Origin of the sequence: Streptomyces sp. NPDC021019 (assembly GCF_044333295.1) — a bacterium.
In the GTDB taxonomy this organism is placed as follows: domain Bacteria; phylum Actinomycetota; class Actinomycetes; order Streptomycetales; family Streptomycetaceae; genus Streptomyces.
The window spans coordinates 524,853-547,346 of sequence record NZ_JBIRQR010000003.1 but is presented as its reverse complement, the minus strand read 5'-3'; the positions used below and the strand labels follow the sequence as shown (position 1 = coordinate 547,346).

Here is a 22,494-nt window from a genome sequence, read left to right as displayed (position 1 = left end):
GCGCTCGCGGCGAGGGCAAGGCCGTCAGGCACATCAGGAACGTCACGGGAGTTGGTGCATATGCCGGTGGACCGGATCGCTGAGCCCTGGGGAACGCGCACGCCGTACGGGCGACACGAGACCTGGCCGACGAGGGTCGACACCTTCCTGGCGGAGGGGGTCACATCCTCGGACGTCGAGCGGTGGGTGCAGGCCGCCTCGATCCTCCACTCCGACGGGGACGCCATGGACATCGCCGTCCGGGACGGTTCGATGGTCGGCGTACGGGGCAGGGCCTCGGACCGGGTCAACCGCGGTCGGCTCGGGCCCAAGGACCTGTTCGGCTGGCAGGCCAACGCCTCGCGCTCCCGGTTGACCAGGCCGCTCGTACGCCGCGGCGGGCGCTTGACCGAGTGCGACTGGGACACCGCGATGGAGGTGATCGTCTCGCGCTCGCGCGGGCTCCTCGAAAAGCGCGGTCCCGGATCGATCGGCTTCTACACGTCCGGCCAGCTGTTCCTGGAGGAGTACTACACGCTCGCGGTTCTGGCCCGGGCCGGCATCGGCACCAACCACCTGGACGGCAACACCCGCCTGTGCACATCGACGGCGGCCGAAGCCCTCAAGGAGTCCTTCGGCTGCGACGGCCAGCCCGGCAGTTACGACGACATCGACCACGCCGATGTCATCGCGTTGTACGGTCACAACCTCGCGGAGACGCAACCCGTGCAGTGGATGCGCATCCTCGACCGGCTCAATGGCACCGATCCTCCGCGGCTGATCTGTATCGATCCACGCCCGACAGCCGTCGCACGACGTGCGGCCGTCCATCTCGCTCCGCGCGGCGGGACGAATGTGGCTCTGCTCAACGCCTTGCTGCACGAGATCATCCGTACCGGCCGCGTCGACCCCGGCTACATCGAGGCGCACACGGTCGGCTTCGCCGCGTTGTCGGAGGAGGTCGCGCCCTGCACCCCCGAGTGGGCGGCCGACGTCTGCGACGTCCCCGTAGCGAAGATCCGGGAGGCGGCGGAACTGCTCGGCACCGCCGACCGGCTCCTGTCCACCGTGCTCCAGGGCGTCTACCAGTCCCATCAGGCCACCGGTGCCGCCGTCCAGATCAACAACCTTCACCTGATCCGCGGCATGCTCGGACGGCCGGGGGCGGGCGTCCTGCAGATGAACGGGCAGCCGACGGCGCAGAACACCCGCGAGTGCGGCGCCGACGGCGACCTCCCGGGCTTCCGGAACTGGCAGAACGACGAGCACGTGGCCGACCTGGCGAGGGTGTGGAACGTCGATCCCGGGACCATTCCGCACTACGCGCCGCCGACGCACGCCATGCAGATGTTCCGCTACGCGGAGCAGGGCTCGATCCGCATGCTGTGGATCAGCGGCACGAACCCCGCGGTCTCCCTGCCCGAACTGCCGCGCGTCCGTTCGATCCTCTCCCAGGACCGGCTGCTGGTCGTGGTGCAGGACCTCTTCCTCACCGAGACCGCGCAACTGGCCGATGTCGTGTTGCCGGCCGCGACCTGGGGCGAGAAGACGGGGACCTTCACCAACGCCGACCGCACCGTGCACCTGTCCGAGAAGGCCGTGGAGCCACCCGGGGAGGCCAGACCCGACCTGGAGATCTTCCTCGACTACGCCCGGCGGATGGATTTCCGGGACAAGGACGGCGCTCCCCTGATCACCTGGCACGACCCGGAGACCGCCTTCGAGGCGTGGAAGCGCTGCAGCGCGGGGCGGCCCTGCGACTACACCGCGCTCACGTACGGCAGGCTGCGCGGCGGCAGCGGTATCCAGTGGCCGTGCGACGATCGGGCGCCCGAGGGCACCGATCGCCTCTGCACGGACGGTGCCGCGTGGGCCCACCCGGACCTGTGCGAGACGTACGGCAAGGACCTCGTCACCGGCGCCTCCACGTCGGAGGCGGAGTACCGGTCCCGTAATCCGGAGGGCCGTGCCATGCTCAAGGCGGTCCCGTACCTGCCTCCGCACGAGGCGCCCAGTGACGCGTTCCCCTTCCAGGTGACCACCGGCCGCACCATCTTCCAGTTCCACACCCGCACCAAGACGGGACGTGCTCCCCAACTGAACGCCGCCGCACCGGACGTCTGGGTGGAGATGTCCGTCCCCGACGCGGCTGAGCAGGGGGTGGGCGAGGGCGACCTCGTCGAGGTCGCCGGACCGCGCGGCGCCATCAGGGCCCGGGTGCGCGTCACCGCCATCCGCCGCGGACTGCTCTTCGTGCCGTTCCACTACGGCTACTGGGACACGGTCGCGGGCTCCGGACCGGACAGCACGACAGCGGGCCGGGCGGCCAACGAGGCCACCGTCACCGACTGGGACCCGGTGTCCAAGCAGCCACTGTTCAAGACCGCCACCGCGGCGGTGAGGCTGCTGGAGAAGAGCACGGGGCAGCAGGCTCCCGCACCGACGAACACCGCGTCGGCGCCCGCCCGCCGCGACGGCGTCCGAGCTACCCGCGGCGGTGCCCCGGCCCACGTCCAGGAGTCCCCCGGGTCTCCCGTCCACCGCACCCGGGGAGACACCCGATGAAGGGCATCGCGCTCACGATGCACGCGCTCCACCGGGGCGAACAGGCCCTGGCGGAGCAGTTGGCCGTCGTCGCCGCACGGCACCCGCGTGAGCACGAGGTGTGCCACGTCACCAGGGATCTGGCTCTGTGGTCGAACGAGCACTGCCGACGCCTGGCCGAGACCGGTCGGCACCACGGCTTGCGTCTCGACGTGCCGTCGGCCTCTCCGCCTGACCCGTCGGCGAAGGACCGCCACCGCGCCGTCGAGGCGTTCGGCCGAACGCCGGAGTCCGTACCGGAGCTCCTCCGGGACCTGCGGGAGCTGCATCTGGGCGCCGTCGGAAACTCACTGCACTGGGTGATGCTGGGCCAGGCCGTGCAGGCGTCGAAGGACACCCGTCTTCTCGATGTCGTCTCCTTCTGCCATCCCCGGACGCTGCGCCAGATGCAGTGGTCCACCACCATGATCAAGAACCTGTCCCCGCAGCTTCTCACCGCCGGTGACGAGCAGGATGGGTGACGGGCGCGCCGCGTTCCCCGAACCCGGCTCCCTGTCCGGCTCCGGACCGGACGCCCGGGCTCCCGGCCCGGTTGCGGCGGCCGGCTCCCGGCCTGACGGTGGTGCCGGGAGCGCGGCCTGCGGCGGCGCGGTCAGAAAGCGAGGAGAAACGATGGACGACAGCCCAGGCAAGCGCCGGGCCCGGAGGGCGGCAGCCTCCCATCCCCTGCGCGGGCGGGTCGCGGTCGTCACCGGTGCCGCTCGCGGCGTCGGCGAAGCACTCGCCCGCAGTCTCTCCGGCGCCGGCATGCAGGTCGCCCTGCTCGGCCGGGAACGGGCGACCCTGCTGAAGGCCGCCGAGTCCCTCCCCGGCCGCAGCATGTGCGTCGAGTGCGACGTCACCGACCGCACGGCGCTGGCGGAGGCGGCACGCCGCGTGGAGAGGGAGCTCGGGCCCGCGAGCGTGGTCGTGGCCAACGCCGGCATCGCCGTGAGCGGCCCGTTCGACCGTACCGCCGCCGAGCTCTGGCAACGCGTCATCGACGTCAACCTCACCGGCTCCGCCAACACCGCCCGGGCCTTCCTGCCCCAGCTCGCCACCACCCGCGGCTACTTCCTCCAGATCGCCTCCACCGCCGCGTTCGGTGCCGCACCCATGATGAGCGCGTACTGCGCCTCCAAAGCGGGAGCGGAGTCGTTCGCGCTCTCCCTGCGCGGCGAGGTCGAGCCGGACGGCATCCAGGTCGGCATCGCCTACCTGCACTGGACCGGCACCGACATGCTCACCGGCATCGACGACGACCCCGTCCTCGCGGCCCTGCGCCGCAATCAACCCCGCCCGGCCCGCCGTATCCACAGCGCCGCCCAGGTCGCCCAGTGGCTCACCCAAGGCATCGCCCGCCGCAGCCGTCACCTCTACGCCCCGCCCTGGCTCCGCTGGTGCCAGCCCCTCCGGCCGCTGTTCCCGGCCCTCGTCGCCCGGACCACCCGCCGCGAACTACGGGACCACCCGGACGGGGCCACATCTTCCGGCGGCACGGTGTTGGGCGTCGGAGGGCGCGCCGACTGGAACTCCTACCGGGCCTCCCGCTCCACTCCCCCGCCCGACCCGTAGGACGAGCAGCGCCTGTGCACGGTCCCGGTCCCGGTCCCGGAGAGCCCTGGACAGGACGGGAACGTTACGAACAGGCCCGACGGGATACTCACGTACCAGGCCATCTCTCAGCCGACCGGGAAGCCGTGCCGACGGCGTGACGCGGAGGAGCGTGGTGAGCGCGATGGGGAGGAAGAGGAACTCGTATCCGTCGAACCCCGCCGACGTCAGGGGCCGCGCATGAATGACGCGTCGAGAGCGCCGACCGGCGGCGCCCCGGAGACTCTTCGCTCCCCCGTCGCTTCGCACAACGAGTGGGATCCCCTCGAGGAGGTCGTCGTCGGCCGTCTCGACGGGGCCACCACCCCCTCACGGCATTCCGTCGTCTCCTGCAACGTCCCGCCGTTGGCCGCACAGCTCCAGCGGCTCACCGCCGGATTCAGATACCCACAGGCCCTGATCGGTCCGGCTCAGCGGGAACTCGACCAGTTCATCGAGCTTCTCCAGTCCCTCGGCGTCACGGTCACCCGGCCCGACGCGGTCGACCACCGGCGGCGGTTCTCCACGCCGCACTGGTCATCGCGCGGCTTCTGCAACACGTGCCCCCGGGACAGCATGCTGGTGATCGGGGAGGAGATCATCGAAACCCCGATGGCCTGGCCGTGCAGATACTTCGAGACCCACTCCTACCGTGCCCTGCTCAAGGACTACTTCCGCAGAGGCGCCCGCTGGACCGCCGCGCCGAGACCCCAGCTCACCGATGCGCTCTACGACCCCGACTACCGGCCCCCCGGGCCGGACGAACCCATGCGTTATCTCCTGACCGAGTTCGAGCCCGTGTTCGACGCGGCGGATTTTGTCCGTGCGGGCCGGGATCTCTTCGTCACCCGGAGCAACGTCACCAATCGCATGGGCATCGAATGGGTGCGACGCCACCTGGGCCCGGACTACCGGGTCCACGAGATCGAGAGCCGATGCCGCACCCCCATGCACATCGACACCACCTTCCTGGTACTCGCCCCCGGCAAGGCACTGATCAACCCCGAGTACGTCGACGTCGATCGCCTGCCCGATGTCCTCAGTTCCTGGGACATCCTCGTCGCGCCCCAGCCCGATCCGATTCGCGATCCCCTGCTGCGGCTCACTTCCCTGTGCGGAAAGTGGCTCAGCATGAACATCCTCATGATCGACGAAAAGCGCGTCATCGCGGAACGGCATCACACCACCATGCTGCGCGCTCTGGAGAGTTGGGGATTCGAACCCATCCCGTGCGACCTGCTGCACTACGCGCCCTTCGGCGGATCCTTCCACTGCGCGACACTCGACATCCGCCGTCGTGGCGGCCTGGAGTCCTACTTCGACCGGTGAGGGCTGTCCCGCGATTCCCGGCGGGCCAGCAGTCGTTGAGCGGCGGAGAGCACGGTCACGGTGCCCCGGCCGGAGCGGAGGGCGGCGCGGGCGGCGTTGGCGCCCGGAGCGCCGTGCACCCCGCCGCCCGGATGTGCGGACGCGGACGCCAGGTACAGCGCCTTCACGGGCGTTTCGGGGCGGCCCGTTCCCGGCGCCGGCCGGAACACCAACTGCTGGTGCATCGCGGCCGTACCTCCGTTGATGGCGCCGTTACGCAGATTGGCGTCCGCGTCCTGCAACGTCACTGGGGAAAGGATCCGCCGGGCCCGGATCCGGCTGCGGAAGCCGGGAGCGTAGCGCTCCACCTGGTCCTCCATCCGGTCGGCCATCCGCTCCCGCTCGTCGGCGTCCCACCCGCCGGTGAGCCCGTCCGGGCCGGCGTCCGCCTTCACCGCGTGGGGCACGTGGGTGTAGGCCCACGCCGATTCGGTGTCCAGCGGCGACCGGGTCGCGTCGGCGGTGGTCATCTGCCCCACCAGGAGGAACGGGCGGTCCGGAATCAGACCGCGGGCGATCTGGGACGCGCATCGGGTGAGCTCGTCGACCCCCTCGGCCAGGTGGACGGTCCCCGCCGAGGCGGCGGCCACGCTGCTCCACGGAACAGGGCCGTTCAGCGCCCAGTCCACCTTGAACGTGGCGAAGTCCCACTCGAACCGTCGCATGTCGTCCAGAAGCCGGCCGGGCAGGTGCTCGGCGGCGACCAGCGCCCCGTAGAGACTCGGGGCGGACACGTCGGCCAGCACGGCCCTGCGGGCGGGGACCGCCTCTCCGGTCTCCGTACGGACACCGACGGCGCGCCCCCGCCGCACGACGACCTCGGTGACCCGCTGCCCGCACCGCACGCTTCCCCCGCGCCGCTGCAACCGGCTCACCAGCGCCGAGGTGAGAGCCCCCGCGCCGCCGACGGGAACCGGGAAGCCATGGAACTGCCCCAGCATCGACATCAGCCAGCCGAAACCGCCGCTGCCCGCCGCCTCCGGCGCCAGATCGGCGTGGAGGGCGTTGCCCGCCAGCAGCAGTCGCCCGCCCTCCCCCGCGAACTCCTCCTCTCCCAGCCTGCGGACCGGGAGGATGAGCCTTCGGGCCAGCCGCAGGCCGCCCGCCGCCCGGAGCCGTGCCGCGAGCTTGGTCCCGGCCCGGACAGGAGGGAAGGGCGAGAAGAGACCGTCGACGATGTCCTCGCCCAGCCGGTCCCAGATCCGGCAGAGGTCCAGCCAGCCCTCGCCGTCGCCGGGTGCGAACCGGTCCAGGCCGGCGGCGGTCGCCGATCGGTCCCGGTCCAGCACCGCGCAGGTGCCGTCGAGCAGCGGGTGCGCGAGCACCTGTGGCGCGTGGCTCCAGCGAAGCCCCTCCCGGTGCAGGTCCATCCCGGCCAGTACCGGAGAGGCCGCGGCCAGGGGGTAGAAGGAGCTGAACAGGTCGCTGACGTATTCGGGGTGGACGCCGCGGTCGCTGCGGACCGCACCGCCCGGCTCGTCCTGCGCCTCCAGCACTTCCACCGACCAGCCGGCGTCGGCGAGCAGATTGGCCGCGACCAAGCCGTTCGGGCCGCTGCCGACCACTACTGCGTCGACCATAGAAGCCTCACCCTCCGTTTCGACGGTGCGAACCCCTCACAGAGCCTCAGGGGCTGGCGTACAACGGGAACTCATGGGCGGTCGGCCGGTGCGTCGATACGTCCGTCCGTCGCCCTCGGCGTGGCGCGCTCGGTCAGCCGCGCGAGGCGAGCCAGCATGGTGCGGTGGCGGATCTGGATCAGCGAGTCCAGCAGAACGTTGTGGAGTGTGCCGCCGATGCCGCGCAGCGGGTGCTCGTCGACGGTCACGAGCGTCTTGTCGCCCCACGACCGGATGTCCAGGGCGATGCGCGCCGAACCCAACGGACCGGCTTCGGCCTCCAGCTCCAACGTCCGGGGCCTTTCGACGCGCCGCACCACCGTGCGCCCGGTGAACTCCTTGGGTCCCAGCCGCACGCTGTAGGTGATCGAGGAACCCAGCTCGGGCCAGTCGCCCTGTTCCCGGCGGGATCCGGAGGTCCCCACCACCCAGATGCCGTACAGGCCTTCGTCCTCCAGCACCGCCCACACGGCGGACGGGGGACGGTCGATGAGATGGTGCCGGGCGGCCATGTTCCTCCTCGGTACGTCGGTCGAGCGTCCCGAACGCCGGACGCCGTGCCGCTACTGGGTACCACCGATACGGGAGAACAAACCCGCCCCGCGCGGACCGGCGGGACCGCGCGAGTTTCCGACGCCCGGGCGTTTCGCGAACCCCGATCGGTCTACCCGTACGGAGTGGCGGCACCCCGCCGCGCGGAAGACCTGTTCGCTGGGAGGCGCTCATGACCACCGTGGTCGAGGACATGCTCAACACCTACCCCGCCGACCTGGGCGGGGTGGACCGCCGGAAACTCGCCCGCTGTATCGAGGAGTGCCTCACCTGCGCCCAGGCGTGTACGGCCTGCGCCGACGCGTGCCTGTCGGAGGAGACGGTCGCCGAGCTCACCAAGTGCATCCGTACCGACACGGACTGCGCCGACGTCTGCGGAACAACCGCCGCCGTGCTCTCGCGCCACACGGGGTACGACGCGAACGTGACCCGCGCGCTCCTCCGAGCCTGCGCCACCGTCTGCAAGGCCTGCGCCGAGGAGTGCGAGGCCCATGCGGACCGGCACGATCACTGCCGTGTCTGCGCCGAGGCATGCCGGCGCTGCGAGCAGGCGTGCGACGACCTCCTGTCCGCACTGGGCTGACCGCTCGCCGGTCCGGGGCGGACACGCGTCCGGCGGACCGCCGTCCGCAGGCGTCGACGGTCGATCAACCAGAGAAGGGAGTGCGCACCATGACGGAGAAGAAGCTGTCCAAGGGCGACGATGTCGTCTGGCGCAGCCACGGGCAGGACGTCGAGGGCACCGTGACCGGGAAGATCGAAGAGCGGACCGAGAAGGCCGGCCGGACGGTCGACGCCTCCCGGAAGGAACCGCAGTACGAAGTGCGGAGCGACAAGACGGGCAAGAAGGCCGTCCACCGCCCGGAGTCACTGGACAGGAAGAAGGACAGCGGCCGGTCGTGAGCGACGAGGAACGGCGAGACCCTCGACCGCTTGCGTGAGGCCGTGCACATGACCCCGGAGTGAGCTGGAGAAGTGGGGGATGAACCGGGGCCACGCCCCCGGGAGTAGCGGGCGGATGCGCGGATCAGGCCCGCCTCGGCCCGCCACCCCGGCTGCCCGGCGGAACGTCAGGTTCCCGGTTCGGCCAGCGGATGTGCGCTGTCCGTCGGCCAGCGCAACAGCGCGCCCAGGCCCCCGACCGGTTCCGCCGACATCGGTTCGGCACCCCCCCGGTTGTCCGCTTCCAGATCCTCCTCCGGGCCACGCTCGTGAGCGGCCACCGCACCACCGATCACGACGGCGTCCGCTCCGGTCAACGTCGCCGACCTCAGCAGCGCGTCGTCGGCGCGGACGGTGAAGGGTTCCGGCTCACCGAGCGAACGGGCGTCGGTCCGGCGGAGCGCGAGCTGTTCCGGCTGGGGACCGGCCCAGACCTCGCGATGGGTGTCGGGGCCGTCGGGCCGGAGCAGGAGGGTGTCGATCCGATGCTCACGTGCCGCGTCGACCAGCGCCGGGACGCCGTCGGCCGCGTCGGTCCGGCCGCCCTCGCGGGCCTTGGCCGCGGTGAACCGCTCCAGCGTGTCCGCCGCGTGCCGACGGGAGTAGGCGCGACGCTCTCGCGCGATCCACTCGTCGAGGCGGGCGGTGTCCGAGCCGGCCGCTCGCCCCCCGCGCTCCGTCTCGACGACGAGCGCCGGGAGATGGCCGGGCAGGGCCGCACGGACGGAATGCCGTTCGCGCGCGTCACCGACCAGCACGACCAGGCGGGCGCCGGTCGTGCCGACGGCGTCCTCGACCGCCGCCGCCACGGTACGGGCGTTCTCCTCCCATGTGTTCTCGACGCTCAACTGGAAGTGGCGCTCGGACCAGTCGGCGGCGGCCGTACGGTGCACGGGCCAGTCGCGGCCCTGCACCGTACCGAGCGGGCTGCGCGCGGACGACGTCCGCAGCTCGATGTCGGCACCGAGGCGATCGACGTGGACGACCAGGGTGTCCGGCTCGTCGGGAGTCAGCTCCACCAGGGGTGCCACGTGCGGGAGAGGCGCCCAGACGCTGGAGGACTCGCCGGGCGGTGGAACGCTCAGCACGGGATCCAGCACGACCTGGCCGTGGGCGGCGAACACCGCCCTGCCCGCGGTGTGCTCGCCGAAGTCGTACGAGCCGATCGCCCGGCGCACTGCCCGGCAGGTCTCCTGATCCGCCCCCTGCGCGGCCAGCTCCTCGCTGATCTGCCGTCCTTTGAGCTCGCGGCGGCTGAGCGTGGCCTCGTCGGCGACCGAGGTGTCGAGGTAGGCCGTGGCCCACGGGCCCGGGCGCTCGTACAGAGGTGTCAGGTGCGCGAGATCCATGGTTTCCTCCCGTTCTGTCAGGGTGGGCTCGACGCGTTCGGGTACCCCGGTCGACCACGGCTACACACGCGCCGAGCCGCACTCCAAGTCACATGCCGACGCGTGTCCGGATGCGATGTTGATCCCGTTTGGGGTTCCCACGGAAGGGAACTCGGTCTGGCGGCCGAGCGGTGGGCCGTGGGACCGGGTCGCGGAGCACGGGGTTCAGGGGTCGTGCCCGCGGCCCGGCCCTCGCACCGGCCCCGCGCACGGACATGCGGCGAGTCTCCGCACCTGTCCGACGTTGCTCACGTTTGTCAAGCATTCGTACGGGTATGCGAGTAATGTGCTTCGGACATGAGGCGCGCCCGTGGGAGTTCCGGGCGGCATCCTGTCCGACTCCGCGCTCCTACGGCGACTCAACGCAACCGTCGAGGAGTGAACGCGCATGCAGGCTGCACCTGGCCATGACGAACGGTCGGACGGGGACGACTCGACCGCGTACGAGGCTCTCCAGCGGCTGAGCACGCTGCCGCCGGGCCGGGAGAGGGACAAGCTGCGGAGCGATCTGGTCTGCGCGTGGCTGCCGATGGCTCACCGGATAGCGTCACGGTTCCGCGACCGGGGGGAGGCGATGGACGATCTTCGGCAAGTGGCCGCCATGGGCCTCGTCAAGGCGGTGGACCGCTACGACCCGCTCCGCGGCAAGGCGTTCGAGACGTACGCGATTCCGACCATCACGGGCGAGCTGAAGCGGCACTTCCGCGATCACACCTGGGATGTCCACGTACCGCGCCGCGTCCAGGACCTGCGCAACCAGGTCAGGACGGTCCGCCGTGATCTGAGCCAGACCGCGGGCGGGCGGGCGCCGACCTGCGCCCAGATCGCCTCCGCGGCCGGGCTCAGCGAGGAGGACGTGCTGCTGGGCATGGAGGCGCTGGAGAGCTACAGCGCCCTCTCCCTGGACGCCGAACCGGCCGGCGTGGAAGGCGGCAGTGCGCTGTCCGAACGGCTGGGGTCCACCGATAGGGCCCTGGAGGTCGCCGTCGACCGGGAAGCCGTGAAGCCGGGCCTGCGCAAGCTGCCCGAGCGGGAACGCACGATCCTCTACCTCCGCTTCTTCCGCGACATGACGCAGGTGAGCATCGCCGCACGCCTCGGCATCTCCCAGATGCACGTCTCCCGGCTGCTCAGCCAGTCCTGCGAGCGGCTGCGCGACGACGCCCTCCAGGGAGCGACATGAGCACCCCCACGCCGGTGCCACGCCGACGGAGCACCCGACGGCCGGATGTCCCGCTCAGGCCCATCGTGCCGGTGAGCCGGCCGTGAGGGCGGCGCTCGCCCGCGTGACACCGCGCATGCACCGGCCCGACACGTATCAGGTGACGCAGTCCCTGAAGGCGGCCGCCGCGGCCATCATCGCCTGGGCGCTGACGGGCTGGTGGCTGACGGCGCCCATGGCGCTGATGGCTCCCTGGGCGGCTGTGGCACTGGTGCAGGGGACCGTCTACCGGTCGGTGCGCACGGCGACCCAGCTCCTCCTGATGATCACGGCCGGAACCCTGCTCGCCGCCGGTGCCGCCGCCCTCACGGGAAACACGATGGCCGCCATGGTGATCGCCCTCCCCCTCACCGTGTTGCTCGGCAACCTGGCGCCCGTCGGCGGCCAGGGCCTGTACGCGCCGACCACCGCCCTCTTCGTGCTTGCCTACGGGTCGTACTCGTTGCCGGCCGTCGGGCACCGGCTGCTGGAGACGGCCGTGGGAGCCGCGGTGGGCATCGCGGTGAACGCCGCGGTCCTGCCGCCGGTCCACTCGCTCCACGTCAGCAGGCTGGCGTGTGCTCTGCCGCGCGACTGCGCGGAGCTGCTGCGCGACATGGGCGACGGCCTGCGGGCTTACGACGCGCAGCGGGCGGAGCACTGGCACCGGAGCGCGCACGACCTGCTGGCCGCGCTGTCCGAGCTTCACGTGGCCCGGGGCTGGGACTCCGAGAGCTTCCGGCTCAACCCGGGTCACCGGCTCCGCCGCCTGACGCCCGCTCCGTCCACCGCGTGGGACATCGTCTGGGCCCGGGTGGCGAACCGGCTGCTCGCGCTCACCCTGACGCTGTGGGAGACCGCCTCCGAGCAGCGAGGCCTTCCCCTGCCGCCGCACCGCGCCCTGGCCGATACCGGCCGGCTCCTGTCGGCCGCGGCGGAGGTCTGCTCGGCCGACGAGGCCATCATGGCGCACGGCGCGGACGAGGAGCGGTGCGGCCGGAGGAGCGACGCCCTGACAGCTGCCCACCGGGCCCTCGCCTGCCTGAAGGAACACCTGCACGGTCAGGGCCCCGAGCTCGGGGCCGCGCTCGGCAGCCTGACGGCCGACTGCCAGGCGCTGCTCGACGACCTCGCACCCGATGGAGCGGACGCGGACGTTCCGCCCGCCCGTGCACGACAAGGAGAGGGACCCCTCTGATGCCGTCGCCCCTCGACACTCGGTTGGACGACCTGCTCGGGCCCCGCGGCGGAGCGGGGCGCGTCCTCGTCACCGGCTGGTTCAGCTTCCTGGACGGCGAGGTCACCGCCGGCGACGCTCTCGCCCAACGGGCCGTCTCGGCCTCGCTCGACCGGCTGGGCATCGTGCACGACACGGCATGGAGCCCGGCGTTCGTCCCCGGCGGACTGAGCCTCGACGAGGCGCTCCCGTCGCGTTATGAGCAGCTCCTGTTCGTGTGCGGCCCGGTTCACGGTGCACCGTTCATACGGCTCCACGAGCGCTTCGCCTCCTGTCGTCGCGTCGCAGTCGGTGTGAGCGTGGTGGATCCCGACAGCCGGGCCGTCCGAGGTTTCCACCGAATCCTGGCCCGGGACGGACCGGACGCCGCCGCGCTGCCGGACCTTGCGACGGACGCGCCGGCCTCGGCTGCCGCTCCCGTCGTGGGGGTGGCCCTCACCTACGGGCAGGGCGAGTACGGCGACCGCCGCGCCCACGACCGTGTGGCCGAGATGCTCCTCCCCTGGCTGGCCCGCCAGGATTGCGCGCGGATCGACGCCGACACCCGTCTGGCCCACGACGACTGGCGCCATTGCCGCACGCCGGATCAGTACCTGTCCCTGATCGGGCGGCTCGACCTCGTGGTCACCGACCGGCTGCACGGCCTGGTGCTCGCTCTGCGGGCCGGCGTCCCGGCGCTGGCGGTGGATCCGGTACTGGGGGGCGCCAAGGTCACGGCGCAGAGCGGAGTCCTGCGCTGGCCGGCGACGGTGGGCAGTGAGAATCTGTCCACCGTGCTGTTGGACCACTGGTGGGACTGGTGCCTGTCCCCCGCCGGCAGCGCCGCCGCACGTCGACGGAGTGCACGCCTCTCCGCGGTGTCCGGCCGGCCGATGGGGACCGCAGGGTCCGCACGTTTACCTCTGAGCGGCGGTGGTACCCGCCCGGCGCCCGGAACGGGAGCGGGACCCCGCCCCTCCCCGAAACCGCCCATGGAGGAGACATGACCGACGACAGCGTCCCGGTCGCCCTGGTGACCGGGGCGGACTCGGGCATCGGCAGAGCGGTCGCCGTCCGGCTCGCGCGGCAGGGGATGGACGTCGGCATCACCTACCACCGCGATCGTCGGGGCGGCGAGGACACCGCCGCCGAAGTCCGCGCCGCCGGCCGGCGTGCCGCGATCGCCCGGCTGGACCTCACCGAACTGCCGGCCGCCGCCGACGTGGTGGATGCCCTGGCGGACGAGCTGGGCCGGATGGACGTACTGGTCAACTGCGCGGGCACCGGAACATCCACCCGGTTCCTCGACCTGGACCACGCGACGGTGCGGCAGGTGATCGACGTGGACCTCGTCGGCCCCTTCCTCTGTTCGCAGCGTGCGGCCCGCCGCATGATCGCCCAGGGGGACGGCGGGCGCATCGTGAACATCACTTCGGTGCACGAGCACCAGCCCCGGGTCGGCGCGGCCCCCTACTGTGCCGCGAAGGGCGGGCTCGGCCTTCTGACGCAGGTGATGGCCCTGGAGCTCGCCGAGTACGGCATCACGGTGAACGCGGTGGCCCCCGGGGAGATCGCGACGCCGATGACGGGCCAGGAGGACACCGAGGTGGAGGGCATGGACCGGCCGGGCATTCCGCTCGGGCGGCCCGGCGACGCCCGGGAGGTAGCCGCCGTGGTCGCCTTCCTCGCTGGGCCGGAGTCGTCCTACACCACCGGAGCCTCCTGGGTGGTGGACGGCGGAATGCTGCGCATGGGGCCTCAGGCGGGCTCCCACCTGCGCTCCGACGACTGGCGCCGCCCCTGACGCGGCCGCCACGCCAGCACCCGCCCGCACGCCCGCACTACGGAGGAACCATGGTCGACAGCACTCTCCCGCTTCTTCTCCAGGGATACGCCTGGCTTCCCGACCGCAGGCGCCGCAGCGGCGGAGCGCCCGTGCGTACACGCCTCCTGGGCAAGAAGGCCATCGCCCTGCACGGCCCGGCCGCGGTGCGGTTCTTCTACGACGAGAAGCACATCCGGCGCCACGACGCGCTGCCGCGACCGGTGATCGACACGCTGTTCGGCCGGGGCGCGGTCCACACGCTGGACGGCGAGCGCCACCGGGTGCGCAAGGCGCTGTTCACCGGTCTGCTCAAGGACCCTTCGGCGGTGCGGGACCTCTCGCGGCGGGTGGGCGGGGAACTGGAGCGGGCACGGCCGGAATGGGCGCGCGAGGACCGCGTCGTGCTCTTCGACGAGTTGGCGAAGGTGCTCACCCGCGCCGTGCACGCCTGGGCGGGCGTCCCCCTGGACGGGAACGCGCTGACGCGGACGTCGCGCGACCTGATCGCCATGGTCGACGGCTTCGCCGCCGTCGGCATCCGCCATCTCGCGGCGCGACGGGCCCGCGGGCGGCAGGAGGAGCGGCTGGCATCCCTGGTGGAGGCCGCTCGCGCCGACGCCGGGCCTGGCGACGACACTCTCGGCCCCACGGTGTTCCGGACGGTCGCCGCACACCGGAGCGCGGACGGGTCGCCGCTCACGCCGCGCACCGCCGCGGTCGAACTGCTCAATGTGCTGCGGCCGACGGTGGCCATCACCTGGTTCGCGGTGTTCGCCGCGCACGCGCTGCACCGTCACCCCGGACACCGGGAGCCCCTGGCAGGCGACGACGGCCCCGAGTTCGCTCGGGCGTTCGCCCAGGAGGTGCGCCGGTTCTACCCCTTCGCCCCCTTCGTGGGAGGCCTGGCCGCCGAACGGCTGAAGTGGGCCGGGCAGACGATCACACCCGGCACGATGGTGCTGCTGGACCTGTACGGGCTCGATCACGACCCGGATCTGTGGCCCGAGCCCTATCGCTTCGACCCGTCGCGCTTCCTGGCGGGCCCCGCCCCGGCCGACGCGCTTGTCCCCCAGGGCGGTGGCCCGGTGGACGGGCACCGTTGCCCTGGGGAGGACGTGACCGTCGCCGTCCTCGCGACGGTGGCCCGTTTCCTGGCGCGGCTACCGTACGTCGTCACCGAGCAGGACCTGCGCATTCCGCTGCGGAGGATCCCGACGGCCCCCCGCAGCGGCTTCGTCATCACTGATGTCGCGGCACCGTCTGCCGCGGGCTCCCCGGCGAGGGCGACCCTCGTCTGACCCGCGAGCACGGCGTGAATGCTCCTCGATGACCTCCTTCTCGCTGAGCCGCAGCCGCTGGGCGATCGGCGACCGTGGTCGGCTACGGAGCCACTGCGCCGCGAAGTGCGTCAGGGACGGATTCATCTCGATCAACGCGTAGCGCGCGTACGGGTGCGCCGGCGTGACCCGGGCGCTTCCGGGCCGCCGGCACGGGGGTCCGCGCAGCGGCTGACGAACCGTCGGCGCGTGTGGTGGTGGGTGGCGGAGCGGGTACGGCGGCTCCGTGCCCCACGCGCGGCACGGAGCCGCCGTACCCTGCTCGTCAGATCGCGGCGGGGAAGCGTTCCCAGACCCGGTGTGCGGCCAGGAGCTCGGCGACGCGGTCCATGACGGTGCCGGGGCTGTCGCCGATCACCACGCCGGGCCGGGTGGCCGGGGCCCCGGCCGCCTCCAGCACGCCGGCGACCTCGCCCCAGCCGCCGACGGCCTTCCCGTGCCGGAACGCCTCGGACAGAAGCAGCAGAACCCGGGGATCGGTCGACACCCCGTTCGCGGCCTCCGGCCCGGCGGCCTTCGCGTCACGGGCGCCGTACGCGTCGGCCCCCCGCCCGGGGGCGCCCGCCAGGAGCACCGCGTCGAACTCCACGGAGCGGGCGTTGGCGAACGTCCGCTGCACGGTGACGGGGTCCCCGTCGGCACCGAGCACTCCGCCCTGCGGAGCGATGACCAGCGGGACCATGCCGGCACGCAGCACCGCGTCGCGCACCGAGCGGACACCCGCGAGATCGCCTTCCCCGTCCGTGACGATGCCGACGACGCGTCCGTCCGTGGGCCAGACCTCGCCCACCTGCGACAGGGCCGGGCTGGGTTCCGGCGAGCCCAGCGGTTCCGTGGCCCGCGGAACGGGCAGACCGAGACCGGTCGCCACCTGTTCGCAGAGCACGGGGTCGATGTTGGCCAGTACCTTCAGGGCCCGCTCCTTGACGGCCTGCTCGTAGCACTTGCTCAGCTCGAAGGTGTAGGCCGCGATGATGTGCTCCTGCTCCACCGGTGTCATGCTCAGCCAGAACAGCCTGGGCTGGGTGAAGTGGTCGGCGAACGAGGCCGGGGCCGCGCGCTTCTTGCTCGCCTCGGGCACCGTGACCGGAGTCTCGACGAAGGCTCCCGTGTCCGCCCCGGCGAGGAACGGGCAGCCGCCGTCGAGCGAGTTGGGGCGGTACGGCGCGACGCCCCGGTGGACCGCGGTCTGGTGCATCCCGTCCCGCAGCATGTCGTTGACCGGCGCGTGCGGGCGGTTGACCGGCAGCTGGGCGAAGTTGGGGCCGCCCAGCCGGGAGATCTGTGTGTCCAGGTACGAGAAGAGCCGCCCGGCGAGAAGCGGATCGTCGGTGACGTCGATGCCGGGCACGAGGTGGCCGACGTGGAAGGCGACCTGTTCGGTCTCGGCGAAGAAGTTCGACGGGTTGGCGTTCAGCGTGAGCAGGCCGATCGGCTGCACAGGGGCGAGCTCCTCGGGCACGATCTTCGTCGGGTCCAGGAGGTCGATGCCCTCGAACGACTGCTCGGGGGTGTCCGGGAAGGTCTGGATGCCCAGCTCCCACTGGGGAAAGGCTCCCGCCTCGATGGCGTCGGCCAGGTCCCGGCGGTGGAAGTCGGGGTCCACACCGTTGATGATCTGTGCCTCCTCCCAGAGGAGGGAGTGCACGCCGAGCCTGGGCTTCCAGTGGAACTTCACCAGGGTCGTGGAGCCTTCCGCGTTCACCAGGCGGAACGTGTGGACGCCGAAGCCCTCCATGGTCCGGTACGACCGGGGGATCCCCCGGTCGGACATGTTCCACAGGGTGTGGTGCGCGGCCTCGGTGTGCAGGGTGACGAAGTCCCAGAAGGTGTCGTGCGCGCTTTGCGCCTGCGGGATCTCACGATCCGGATGCGGCTTCCCGGCATGGATGATGTCGGGGAACTTGATCGCGTCCTGGATGAAGAAGACGGGGATGTTGTTGCCGACGAGATCGAACACCCCTTCCGCGGTGTAGAACTTCGTGGCGAAACCGCGTGTGTCCCGGACGGTGTCGGCCGACCCGCGGGAACCGAGCACGGTCGAGAACCGCGTGAAGACGGGGGTCTCGACCCCCTCGGCGAGGAATGCCGCCTTCGAGATGCCGGTGGCGGTGCCGTAGCCCACGAACACGCCGTGGGCGGCCGCGCCCCGGGCGTGGACCACGCGCTCGGGGATGCGCTCGTGGTCGAAGTGCGTGATCTTCTCGCGCAGGTGGTGGTCCTGAAGAAGCACCGGACCCCGCTCGCCCGCCTTGAGCGAGTGATCGGTGTCGTACAGACGGGCGCCCTGGGCGGTGGTCAGGTAGGCACCCGACTGGGCCATGCCGGCCTGGTCGACGGCGAGATCCTGGCCGGTCGGGCTCATCGGCGCCGGGCCCCGCTGGTCGTGCTTGGGCGGCAGCGGCTCCCGCGGCCGGGTGGGCTCGTCGACCGGAGGCGACTGCGGGCCCGGTTTGCCGGGGACCCCGCCCTCGGGTGATGAGGAGACGCCCAGGACGTCGGCGGCCTTCTCGGCGGCGGCTTTCAGAGGGTTCTTGTCGCTCATGACAACTCCGGATGTGAAGTGGAAGTCGCGGGCGGATGACGTGACGTCCGCCGTCCCATGGGACGGCGGACGTCGGACGGGCCGCCGAGTACCCGAGCCGCCCCTCTTCACACGGCGGATCCTCCTCGTACGCCCGACCGGGTACGGCCGACGTACGCCCGGACGACCACGCCGGCGTCACCCGGGGCGCGGGCGTCCCGTGCTGGGGGGCTTCTCCCGTGCGCCCGGTTCTGATGCCGTGTGCTCGCGGATACGGCGGCAGGACTCCGTGATGAGGCGGGACACGTGCATCTGGGACACGCCCAGTTCCGCGGCGATGGCGCTCTGCGTCAGGTCGGCGAAGAAGCGTAGGTAGAGGACGCGCTTCTCCCGCTCCGCCAGACAGAGGATGCCGGGCCTGGCCGCCTCGCGGTCGAGCACGAGGTCGAAGGCCTCGTCGACGGCGCCCAGGCTGTCGCCGAGCAGCGCGTCACCGTCTCCGGCGGCGATCTCGGCGTCGATGGACAGGGCACTGAAGCCGTGCAGGGCCTCGTTTCCCTGGCGCACCTCGTCCTCGCTCAGGCCGGTGTGCTCCGCGATGTGGGCGAGCGACGTCGGGAGGCCGGCGGCGGCCAGCTCGGCGCGCGCGAGGCGGACGGTGTTGCGCAGGTTCTGGATCCTGCGGGGGACGTGCACGGTCCACATGCGGTCTCGGAAGTGCCGCTTGATCTCGCCCGTGATGGTGGGGATCGCGAAAGGCGCGAAGGCGGGGGTCACGGCGGGGTCGTAGCGGTCGACGGCGTTGACGAGCCCGACGGCCGCCACCTGTCGCAGATCCTCCAGGTTCTCACCACGATTGCGGTAGCGGGCCGCCAGGCGGTGGGCCAGGGGAAGCCAGGCACAGATGATCCTGCCCCGGAGATGTTCCCTGACCGGCCCGTCGGCCAGTTCGGCGAGCCGCCGGAAGTCCGCTGCCGTGTCGGGGTCGTCGGCATACCGGCTGTCGACGGCCATGGGCCTTCTCACTCCTCGGCGATCAGGGGTCGTTACCACCGGGAGGAGCGTGCGGGGGGTGACGGGCATACCCCTGCACGTCCCCCCACGGCGTCCTTCGGCGGGACGTGCCTCACCTCCAAAGCACACGGTGGCCCTGCCACTCGCCGGGGCCCGCGAACCGCACCGGTCGGCTCGACCACCCGGCCGGTCGACACCGACCAGGCTGACGGCCTACGCGGTGCACCTGCCTTCCGTCCCGGAGCGGAGCGGTGCGTCCGCGGTCGGCTCAGCGGGCACGGGTGTGGCTGATCGCGGTGTGCAGGGCGCGGCGCGTCGCCGGCGGCAAGGGGCTGCCGTGGAAGCTCTCGACGACTTGGTGGGCGATGTCCCGCAGCTTGATGTTGCTGTTCTGGGACGCGGCCACGAGTACGTCCCAGGCCTGTTGACTCGTGCAGGGCGTCGAGGCGATGAGGATGCCCCGGGCGATGTCGATGACGGGGCGGCTGCTGAGCGCGGCGCGCAGCCCTTCCAGCTCGCTCCGCAGGGCGGCGAGGTCCGCCCCCGGCGGACCGACGGTCTGCGCGGGTCTTCCTAGGCCCGACGGCACGACCCGTGTGCTGTCGACCCGTGTGCTGTGGTCCTGTTCGTCGAGTGGTTCTCGCACGTCTGCTTCTCCTTCCCCGCTCTCCGCCCCCCTGTTCACCGGGCTCGACCTGGCAGCTCGGCCCGGCAGGCAGCGAGGCGCCGGACGACGTTCCCGGTGGCGGGCGCCCCGGAACGGGTAGGGCCCCCTGCGGGGGGCGTCGCAGGGGCCCCGGAGGCAGGTGCGGCTCATGGGGCGAGCACACCCGCCGGTGAACCCCGGGCACGGCGACGGCCGTCGTGGGGTTCTCCCCGCGGCTGGCTGACTTCTTCGCCCGGCCGACTTGTGGGTGGAAGAACGGAACGGTGTGTCCGGTACGTCCCTCCACCGCCCGGAGCATAGGCAGGGCCCGGGAGCACGTCGCCTCCGACACGCTGCCCGACTTGGCTCCCGCCCTGAAGGATCGTTCCGCCTGGCGGCTGTGGCCAGGGACGCCGTCACTGGGCGGGAGTGCCGCCCGTCTTCTAGCTCGGCGGCCGCTGGTGCCGGTGCGCCGCCGCGTCGCCGGACGACACGCCGAGCGCCATGGCCCTCAACGCCCTGGCCTGCAGGTCCCGCAGCAGCTGCTCCGGCACGGCACCGTGCGGCGCCATCGGCCGCGGGACGGGCGGCGGGACGAAATGATCGGCGCGGTTCCCCAGCACCCGCAGGGGCTGGGCCTGCCAGCCGACCGTCACCACGTGGACGTCGTACTCGGCCCCGTAGGTCAGGAGGCGGTCGAGAAGCCTGAGCCCGTCGTCGCTCATCGACGGAACGTGCGCCATGTCGAGAATCACGGCGTGCACTCCGGGGACCGGAAAGCAGAGCGAGTCCAGTTCCGTACGTGTCACGTGGTCCAGGGGGCCGCACGGGGTGATCAGGACGACATCGCCCCAAGTCCGGGCGTGGACGGTGAACGGCTCCATGGGGCTTCCCGCCGGTCGACCGGCAGCCCAGGCACGTAGGAGAGGCTGCTACGAGCAGGCACGAAGCCGATGTCCGGTCGCGTGCAGTTCGGCATGGCCCCCGGATCGGGTCCCTCGCCGGGGCACCGTGCGGATTCGGGTCGGCCGAACCAGGCTGTTGCGTCTCCTCCAGCATCCCACGGCGACGGCTTCCGGGGCGTCCCGGATCGGCACGCGTTGCTGGAGTCACGGCCGAGAATGTCCGATGATGGACGGCATGGACCCCCAGCGCCCCGAACGCGGACCGGAGGAAGGCCCGCGCGAACCGTGGGAGGCCGGAACATTCGAGCATTCCGACCTTCGCCGGGCGCTCGCCGAGGCCGCGACGGCCCCCGACCCCCGCGAGGTGCCGGCCCTTCTGTGCCGCGCGTGCGTGAAGCACCTCGACATCACCGGCGCGTCGGTGTCCCTGTCGGGCGGCCACGGGCTCCGGGCACTGTGGTGGTCGAGCGACGCGGTGGCGGGTCAGCTGGCCGAAGCCCAGTACACGCTGGGAGACGGGCCGTGCCAGAGTGCCTTGAACCTCGTGGCACCCGTACTGGCCAACGATCTCGGCCGGGGCCCCGACGCGGAGCGCTGGCCCGTCTTCGCCCAGCGGGCGGTCGAGCTGGGGGTCCGGGCGGTCTTCTCCCTCCCTCTGGGGAGCGAGGCCCTGTCGATCGGGACACTGGACCTCTACCGCAGTACACCCGGCCCCTTGTCCGGTCGGGACATGTCCTTCGCCTTTCCGGTGGGCGACGCGATCACCTACGCTCTGCTGCGGCTCCAGGCGGACGACGCATCGGGCGGAGACGGAGCCCGGGAGTACGAGAGCTCCTGGCTGGGCGCGGCGGAGCAGGAGCATTCCGAGGTCTACTACGCGACCGGGATGTTGATGGTCCAGCTCCAGGTGGGAGCCGAACACGCTCTGTCCCGGCTCCGGGCGTACGCTTTCGCCGAAGGCCGGACGGTGACCGAGGTTGCCCGGAACGTCATCGCGCGGCGGGTGACCTTCGATGAATAGCCACACGGCCCAGACAGAAAACGGTGGGACCGCCATGAGCAGTCAGAAGGTGGCCGAAGCCTTCGTCAGCCTCGTCGACACCCTTGACGAGACCGTCGATCCCTCCGTGCTGATGCACCGCCTGGTCTCCCACAGCGTGACGTTCACGGACGCGGAGTCGGCCGTCCTGCTGATGGTCTCCGCGCGTGGCGGACTACGGCCGATGGCCGTGTCGAACGACGGGGAGGGCCTGGTCGCGGTGGCGCAGCGCTCCGCCCTTGAGGGCCCCTGCCCGGAGTGCCGGCTGACCGGTCGCCCGGTGCGGGCCCACGACCTCTCTCCGTACGCGGAGCGCTGGCCCGATTTCGTTCCCCTGACTCTGCGGGCCGGCTTCTGTTCCGTCTACGCCCAGCCCGTGCGGGTGCACCGGCAGACGATCGGTGTGCTGATGCTGCTGCGGGAGGCGGCGGGCCCGTGGGACGGCGACGGCTTGTCCCTGGTCGAGGCGTTCACGAACGCGACCGCCGTGGCGCTGATGCAGTGGCGCGCCGACCCTGTGCGGGATCACGACATCATGACCCGCACCCAGTCCATGATCTCGGCGAAGGCCACGCTGGAGACGGCGAAGGGCATGCTCGCGGCACACGCCGGCCTGACCGCTGCGGAGGCCGGCGAGGTGTTGGGCCGCTACGCCCGTGAACAGCGCCTGGGGCCGGGTGCGGTGGCCCGCGCTCTCGTCGGCGGAACACTCGCCCCGGATGCGGTGATCACGGGCCGGGCCCCGGAGCCGCACTGAGGGTTG

Annotated in this window: 20 protein-coding genes; 13 read left to right on the top strand and 7 right to left on the bottom strand. The window is 71.9% G+C overall.

The features are described from left to right. Positions 1 to 60: 60 nt before the first annotated feature. From ACH4RG_RS19875 to ACH4RG_RS19860, 4 genes are all read left to right on the top strand, one after another. A complete protein-coding gene (locus ACH4RG_RS19875) occupies positions 61 to 2,544 on the top strand; it encodes a molybdopterin oxidoreductase family protein (protein ID WP_398539904.1) in 2,484 nt (827 codons plus the stop codon). Next, entirely contained in the window at positions 2,541 to 3,044 is a 504-nt protein-coding gene (locus tag ACH4RG_RS19870; protein WP_398539903.1) for a hypothetical protein, read from the top strand. Before ACH4RG_RS19875 ends, ACH4RG_RS19870 begins: the two co-directional genes overlap by 4 nt. A 151-nt stretch (positions 3,045 to 3,195) precedes the next feature. Then, positions 3,196 to 4,137: an SDR family oxidoreductase gene (locus ACH4RG_RS19865; RefSeq protein WP_397917684.1), complete on the top strand. Its 942-nt coding sequence runs from the start codon at positions 3,196 to 3,198 to the stop codon at positions 4,135 to 4,137. Between the two features lie 219 nt (positions 4,138 to 4,356). Continuing rightward, positions 4,357 to 5,484: an amidinotransferase gene (locus tag ACH4RG_RS19860; RefSeq protein ID WP_397917683.1), complete on the top strand. Its 1,128-nt coding sequence runs from the start codon at positions 4,357 to 4,359 to the stop codon at positions 5,482 to 5,484. Here the strand turns inward: ACH4RG_RS19860 and ACH4RG_RS19855 are convergent. Together ACH4RG_RS19855 and ACH4RG_RS19850 are read right to left on the bottom strand one after the other, a co-directional pair. Then, positions 5,469 to 7,103, bottom strand: coding sequence for a phytoene desaturase family protein (locus ACH4RG_RS19855; protein ID WP_397917682.1), 1,635 nt, complete (start codon positions 7,101 to 7,103; stop codon positions 5,469 to 5,471). The genes ACH4RG_RS19860 and ACH4RG_RS19855 overlap by 16 nt on opposite strands. Before the next feature lie 71 nt (positions 7,104 to 7,174). Continuing rightward, a complete protein-coding gene (locus tag ACH4RG_RS19850) occupies positions 7,175 to 7,654 on the bottom strand; it encodes an SRPBCC family protein (RefSeq protein WP_397917681.1) in 480 nt (159 codons plus the stop codon). A gap of 212 nt (positions 7,655 to 7,866) precedes the next feature. Between ACH4RG_RS19850 and ACH4RG_RS19845 the strand changes: the two genes are divergently transcribed. Further along, on the top strand, positions 7,867 to 8,277 hold the full coding sequence (locus tag ACH4RG_RS19845) for a four-helix bundle copper-binding protein (protein WP_397917680.1): 411 nt from the start codon (positions 7,867 to 7,869) through the stop codon (positions 8,275 to 8,277). Positions 8,278 to 8,366: 89 nt separating this feature from the next. After that, positions 8,367 to 8,597 carry a DUF2945 domain-containing protein gene (locus tag ACH4RG_RS19840; protein WP_397917679.1) on the top strand — a complete coding sequence of 77 codons (231 nt, stop codon included), beginning with the start codon at positions 8,367 to 8,369 and terminating at the stop codon, positions 8,595 to 8,597. A gap of 167 nt (positions 8,598 to 8,764) precedes the next feature. Here the strand turns inward: ACH4RG_RS19840 and ACH4RG_RS19835 are convergent, their stop codons facing one another. Continuing rightward, entirely contained in the window at positions 8,765 to 9,985 is a 1,221-nt protein-coding gene (locus tag ACH4RG_RS19835; RefSeq protein WP_397917678.1) for a Vms1/Ankzf1 family peptidyl-tRNA hydrolase, read from the bottom strand. A 427-nt stretch (positions 9,986 to 10,412) separates the two neighbouring features. Between ACH4RG_RS19835 and ACH4RG_RS19830 the strand changes: the two genes are divergently transcribed. The 5 genes from ACH4RG_RS19830 to ACH4RG_RS19810 all read left to right on the top strand — a co-directional run bounded on the left by ACH4RG_RS19830 (position 10,413) and on the right by ACH4RG_RS19810 (position 15,564). Then, positions 10,413 to 11,207, top strand: coding sequence for a SigB/SigF/SigG family RNA polymerase sigma factor (locus ACH4RG_RS19830; protein ID WP_397927210.1), 795 nt, complete (start codon positions 10,413 to 10,415; stop codon positions 11,205 to 11,207). A gap of 139 nt (positions 11,208 to 11,346) precedes the next feature. Beyond that, positions 11,347 to 12,423 carry an FUSC family protein gene (locus tag ACH4RG_RS19825; RefSeq protein ID WP_398539902.1) on the top strand — a complete coding sequence of 359 codons (1,077 nt, stop codon included), beginning with the start codon at positions 11,347 to 11,349 and terminating at the stop codon, positions 12,421 to 12,423. After that, on the top strand, positions 12,423 to 13,448 hold the full coding sequence (locus tag ACH4RG_RS19820; protein WP_397927208.1) for a polysaccharide pyruvyl transferase family protein: 1,026 nt from the start codon (positions 12,423 to 12,425) through the stop codon (positions 13,446 to 13,448). The genes ACH4RG_RS19825 and ACH4RG_RS19820 overlap by 1 nt, the downstream gene beginning before the upstream one ends. Next, positions 13,445 to 14,245, top strand: a complete 801-nt coding sequence (locus ACH4RG_RS19815; protein WP_398539901.1) for an SDR family oxidoreductase — start codon at positions 13,445 to 13,447, stop codon at positions 14,243 to 14,245. Before ACH4RG_RS19820 ends, ACH4RG_RS19815 begins: the two co-directional genes overlap by 4 nt. A gap of 50 nt (positions 14,246 to 14,295) precedes the next feature. After that, the gene (locus tag ACH4RG_RS19810) at positions 14,296 to 15,564 is read left to right on the top strand and encodes a cytochrome P450 (protein WP_397917673.1); all 1,269 of its coding nucleotides are present in this window, start codon (positions 14,296 to 14,298) and stop codon (positions 15,562 to 15,564) included. Between the two features lie 304 nt (positions 15,565 to 15,868). On the opposite strand, the gene ACH4RG_RS19805 is transcribed toward ACH4RG_RS19810, so the two are convergent. The 4 genes from ACH4RG_RS19805 to ACH4RG_RS19790 form a co-directional block, all read right to left on the bottom strand. After that, complete coding sequence (locus tag ACH4RG_RS19805; protein ID WP_398539900.1) at positions 15,869 to 18,148, bottom strand: catalase; 2,280 nt, start codon at positions 18,146 to 18,148, stop codon at positions 15,869 to 15,871. A 177-nt stretch (positions 18,149 to 18,325) separates the two neighbouring features. Next, entirely contained in the window at positions 18,326 to 19,141 is an 816-nt protein-coding gene (locus ACH4RG_RS19800; RefSeq protein ID WP_398162702.1) for a SigB/SigF/SigG family RNA polymerase sigma factor, read from the bottom strand. Between the two features lie 268 nt (positions 19,142 to 19,409). Then, the gene (locus ACH4RG_RS19795) at positions 19,410 to 19,787 is read right to left on the bottom strand and encodes an ANTAR domain-containing protein (protein WP_397917670.1); all 378 of its coding nucleotides are present in this window, start codon (positions 19,785 to 19,787) and stop codon (positions 19,410 to 19,412) included. A gap of 443 nt (positions 19,788 to 20,230) precedes the next feature. Beyond that, the gene (locus tag ACH4RG_RS19790; protein WP_397917669.1) at positions 20,231 to 20,671 is read right to left on the bottom strand and encodes an STAS domain-containing protein; all 441 of its coding nucleotides are present in this window, start codon (positions 20,669 to 20,671) and stop codon (positions 20,231 to 20,233) included. Between the two features lie 256 nt (positions 20,672 to 20,927). Between ACH4RG_RS19790 and ACH4RG_RS19785 the strand changes: the two genes are divergently transcribed. Further along, on the top strand, positions 20,928 to 21,713 hold the full coding sequence (locus ACH4RG_RS19785; protein WP_397917668.1) for a GAF and ANTAR domain-containing protein: 786 nt from the start codon (positions 20,928 to 20,930) through the stop codon (positions 21,711 to 21,713). Positions 21,714 to 21,747: 34 nt separating this feature from the next. Continuing rightward, positions 21,748 to 22,488, top strand: coding sequence for a GAF and ANTAR domain-containing protein (locus ACH4RG_RS19780; protein WP_398539899.1), 741 nt, complete (start codon positions 21,748 to 21,750; stop codon positions 22,486 to 22,488). The last annotated feature ends 6 nt before the right edge of the window (positions 22,489 to 22,494 follow it).

Coding starts and splice junctions, on each gene's coding strand:
- ACH4RG_RS19875 (WP_398539904.1), top strand. CDS start 61: ATGCCGGTGGACCGGATCGCTGAGCCCTGGGGAACGCGCACGCCGTAC.
- ACH4RG_RS19870 (WP_398539903.1), top strand. CDS start 2,541: ATGAAGGGCATCGCGCTCACGATGCACGCGCTCCACCGGGGCGAACAG.
- ACH4RG_RS19865 (WP_397917684.1), top strand. CDS start 3,196: ATGGACGACAGCCCAGGCAAGCGCCGGGCCCGGAGGGCGGCAGCCTCC.
- ACH4RG_RS19860 (WP_397917683.1), top strand. CDS start 4,357: ATGAATGACGCGTCGAGAGCGCCGACCGGCGGCGCCCCGGAGACTCTT.
- ACH4RG_RS19855 (WP_397917682.1), bottom strand. CDS start 7,103: ATGGTCGACGCAGTAGTGGTCGGCAGCGGCCCGAACGGCTTGGTCGCG.
- ACH4RG_RS19850 (WP_397917681.1), bottom strand. CDS start 7,654: ATGGCCGCCCGGCACCATCTCATCGACCGTCCCCCGTCCGCCGTGTGG.
- ACH4RG_RS19845 (WP_397917680.1), top strand. CDS start 7,867: ATGACCACCGTGGTCGAGGACATGCTCAACACCTACCCCGCCGACCTG.
- ACH4RG_RS19840 (WP_397917679.1), top strand. CDS start 8,367: ATGACGGAGAAGAAGCTGTCCAAGGGCGACGATGTCGTCTGGCGCAGC.
- ACH4RG_RS19835 (WP_397917678.1), bottom strand. CDS start 9,985: ATGGATCTCGCGCACCTGACACCTCTGTACGAGCGCCCGGGCCCGTGG.
- ACH4RG_RS19830 (WP_397927210.1), top strand. CDS start 10,413: ATGCAGGCTGCACCTGGCCATGACGAACGGTCGGACGGGGACGACTCG.
- ACH4RG_RS19820 (WP_397927208.1), top strand. CDS start 12,423: ATGCCGTCGCCCCTCGACACTCGGTTGGACGACCTGCTCGGGCCCCGC.
- ACH4RG_RS19815 (WP_398539901.1), top strand. CDS start 13,445: ATGACCGACGACAGCGTCCCGGTCGCCCTGGTGACCGGGGCGGACTCG.
- ACH4RG_RS19810 (WP_397917673.1), top strand. CDS start 14,296: ATGGTCGACAGCACTCTCCCGCTTCTTCTCCAGGGATACGCCTGGCTT.
- ACH4RG_RS19805 (WP_398539900.1), bottom strand. CDS start 18,148: ATGAGCGACAAGAACCCTCTGAAAGCCGCCGCCGAGAAGGCCGCCGAC.
- ACH4RG_RS19800 (WP_398162702.1), bottom strand. CDS start 19,141: ATGGCCGTCGACAGCCGGTATGCCGACGACCCCGACACGGCAGCGGAC.
- ACH4RG_RS19790 (WP_397917669.1), bottom strand. CDS start 20,671: ATGGAGCCGTTCACCGTCCACGCCCGGACTTGGGGCGATGTCGTCCTG.
- ACH4RG_RS19785 (WP_397917668.1), top strand. CDS start 20,928: ATGGACCCCCAGCGCCCCGAACGCGGACCGGAGGAAGGCCCGCGCGAA.
- ACH4RG_RS19780 (WP_398539899.1), top strand. CDS start 21,748: ATGAGCAGTCAGAAGGTGGCCGAAGCCTTCGTCAGCCTCGTCGACACC.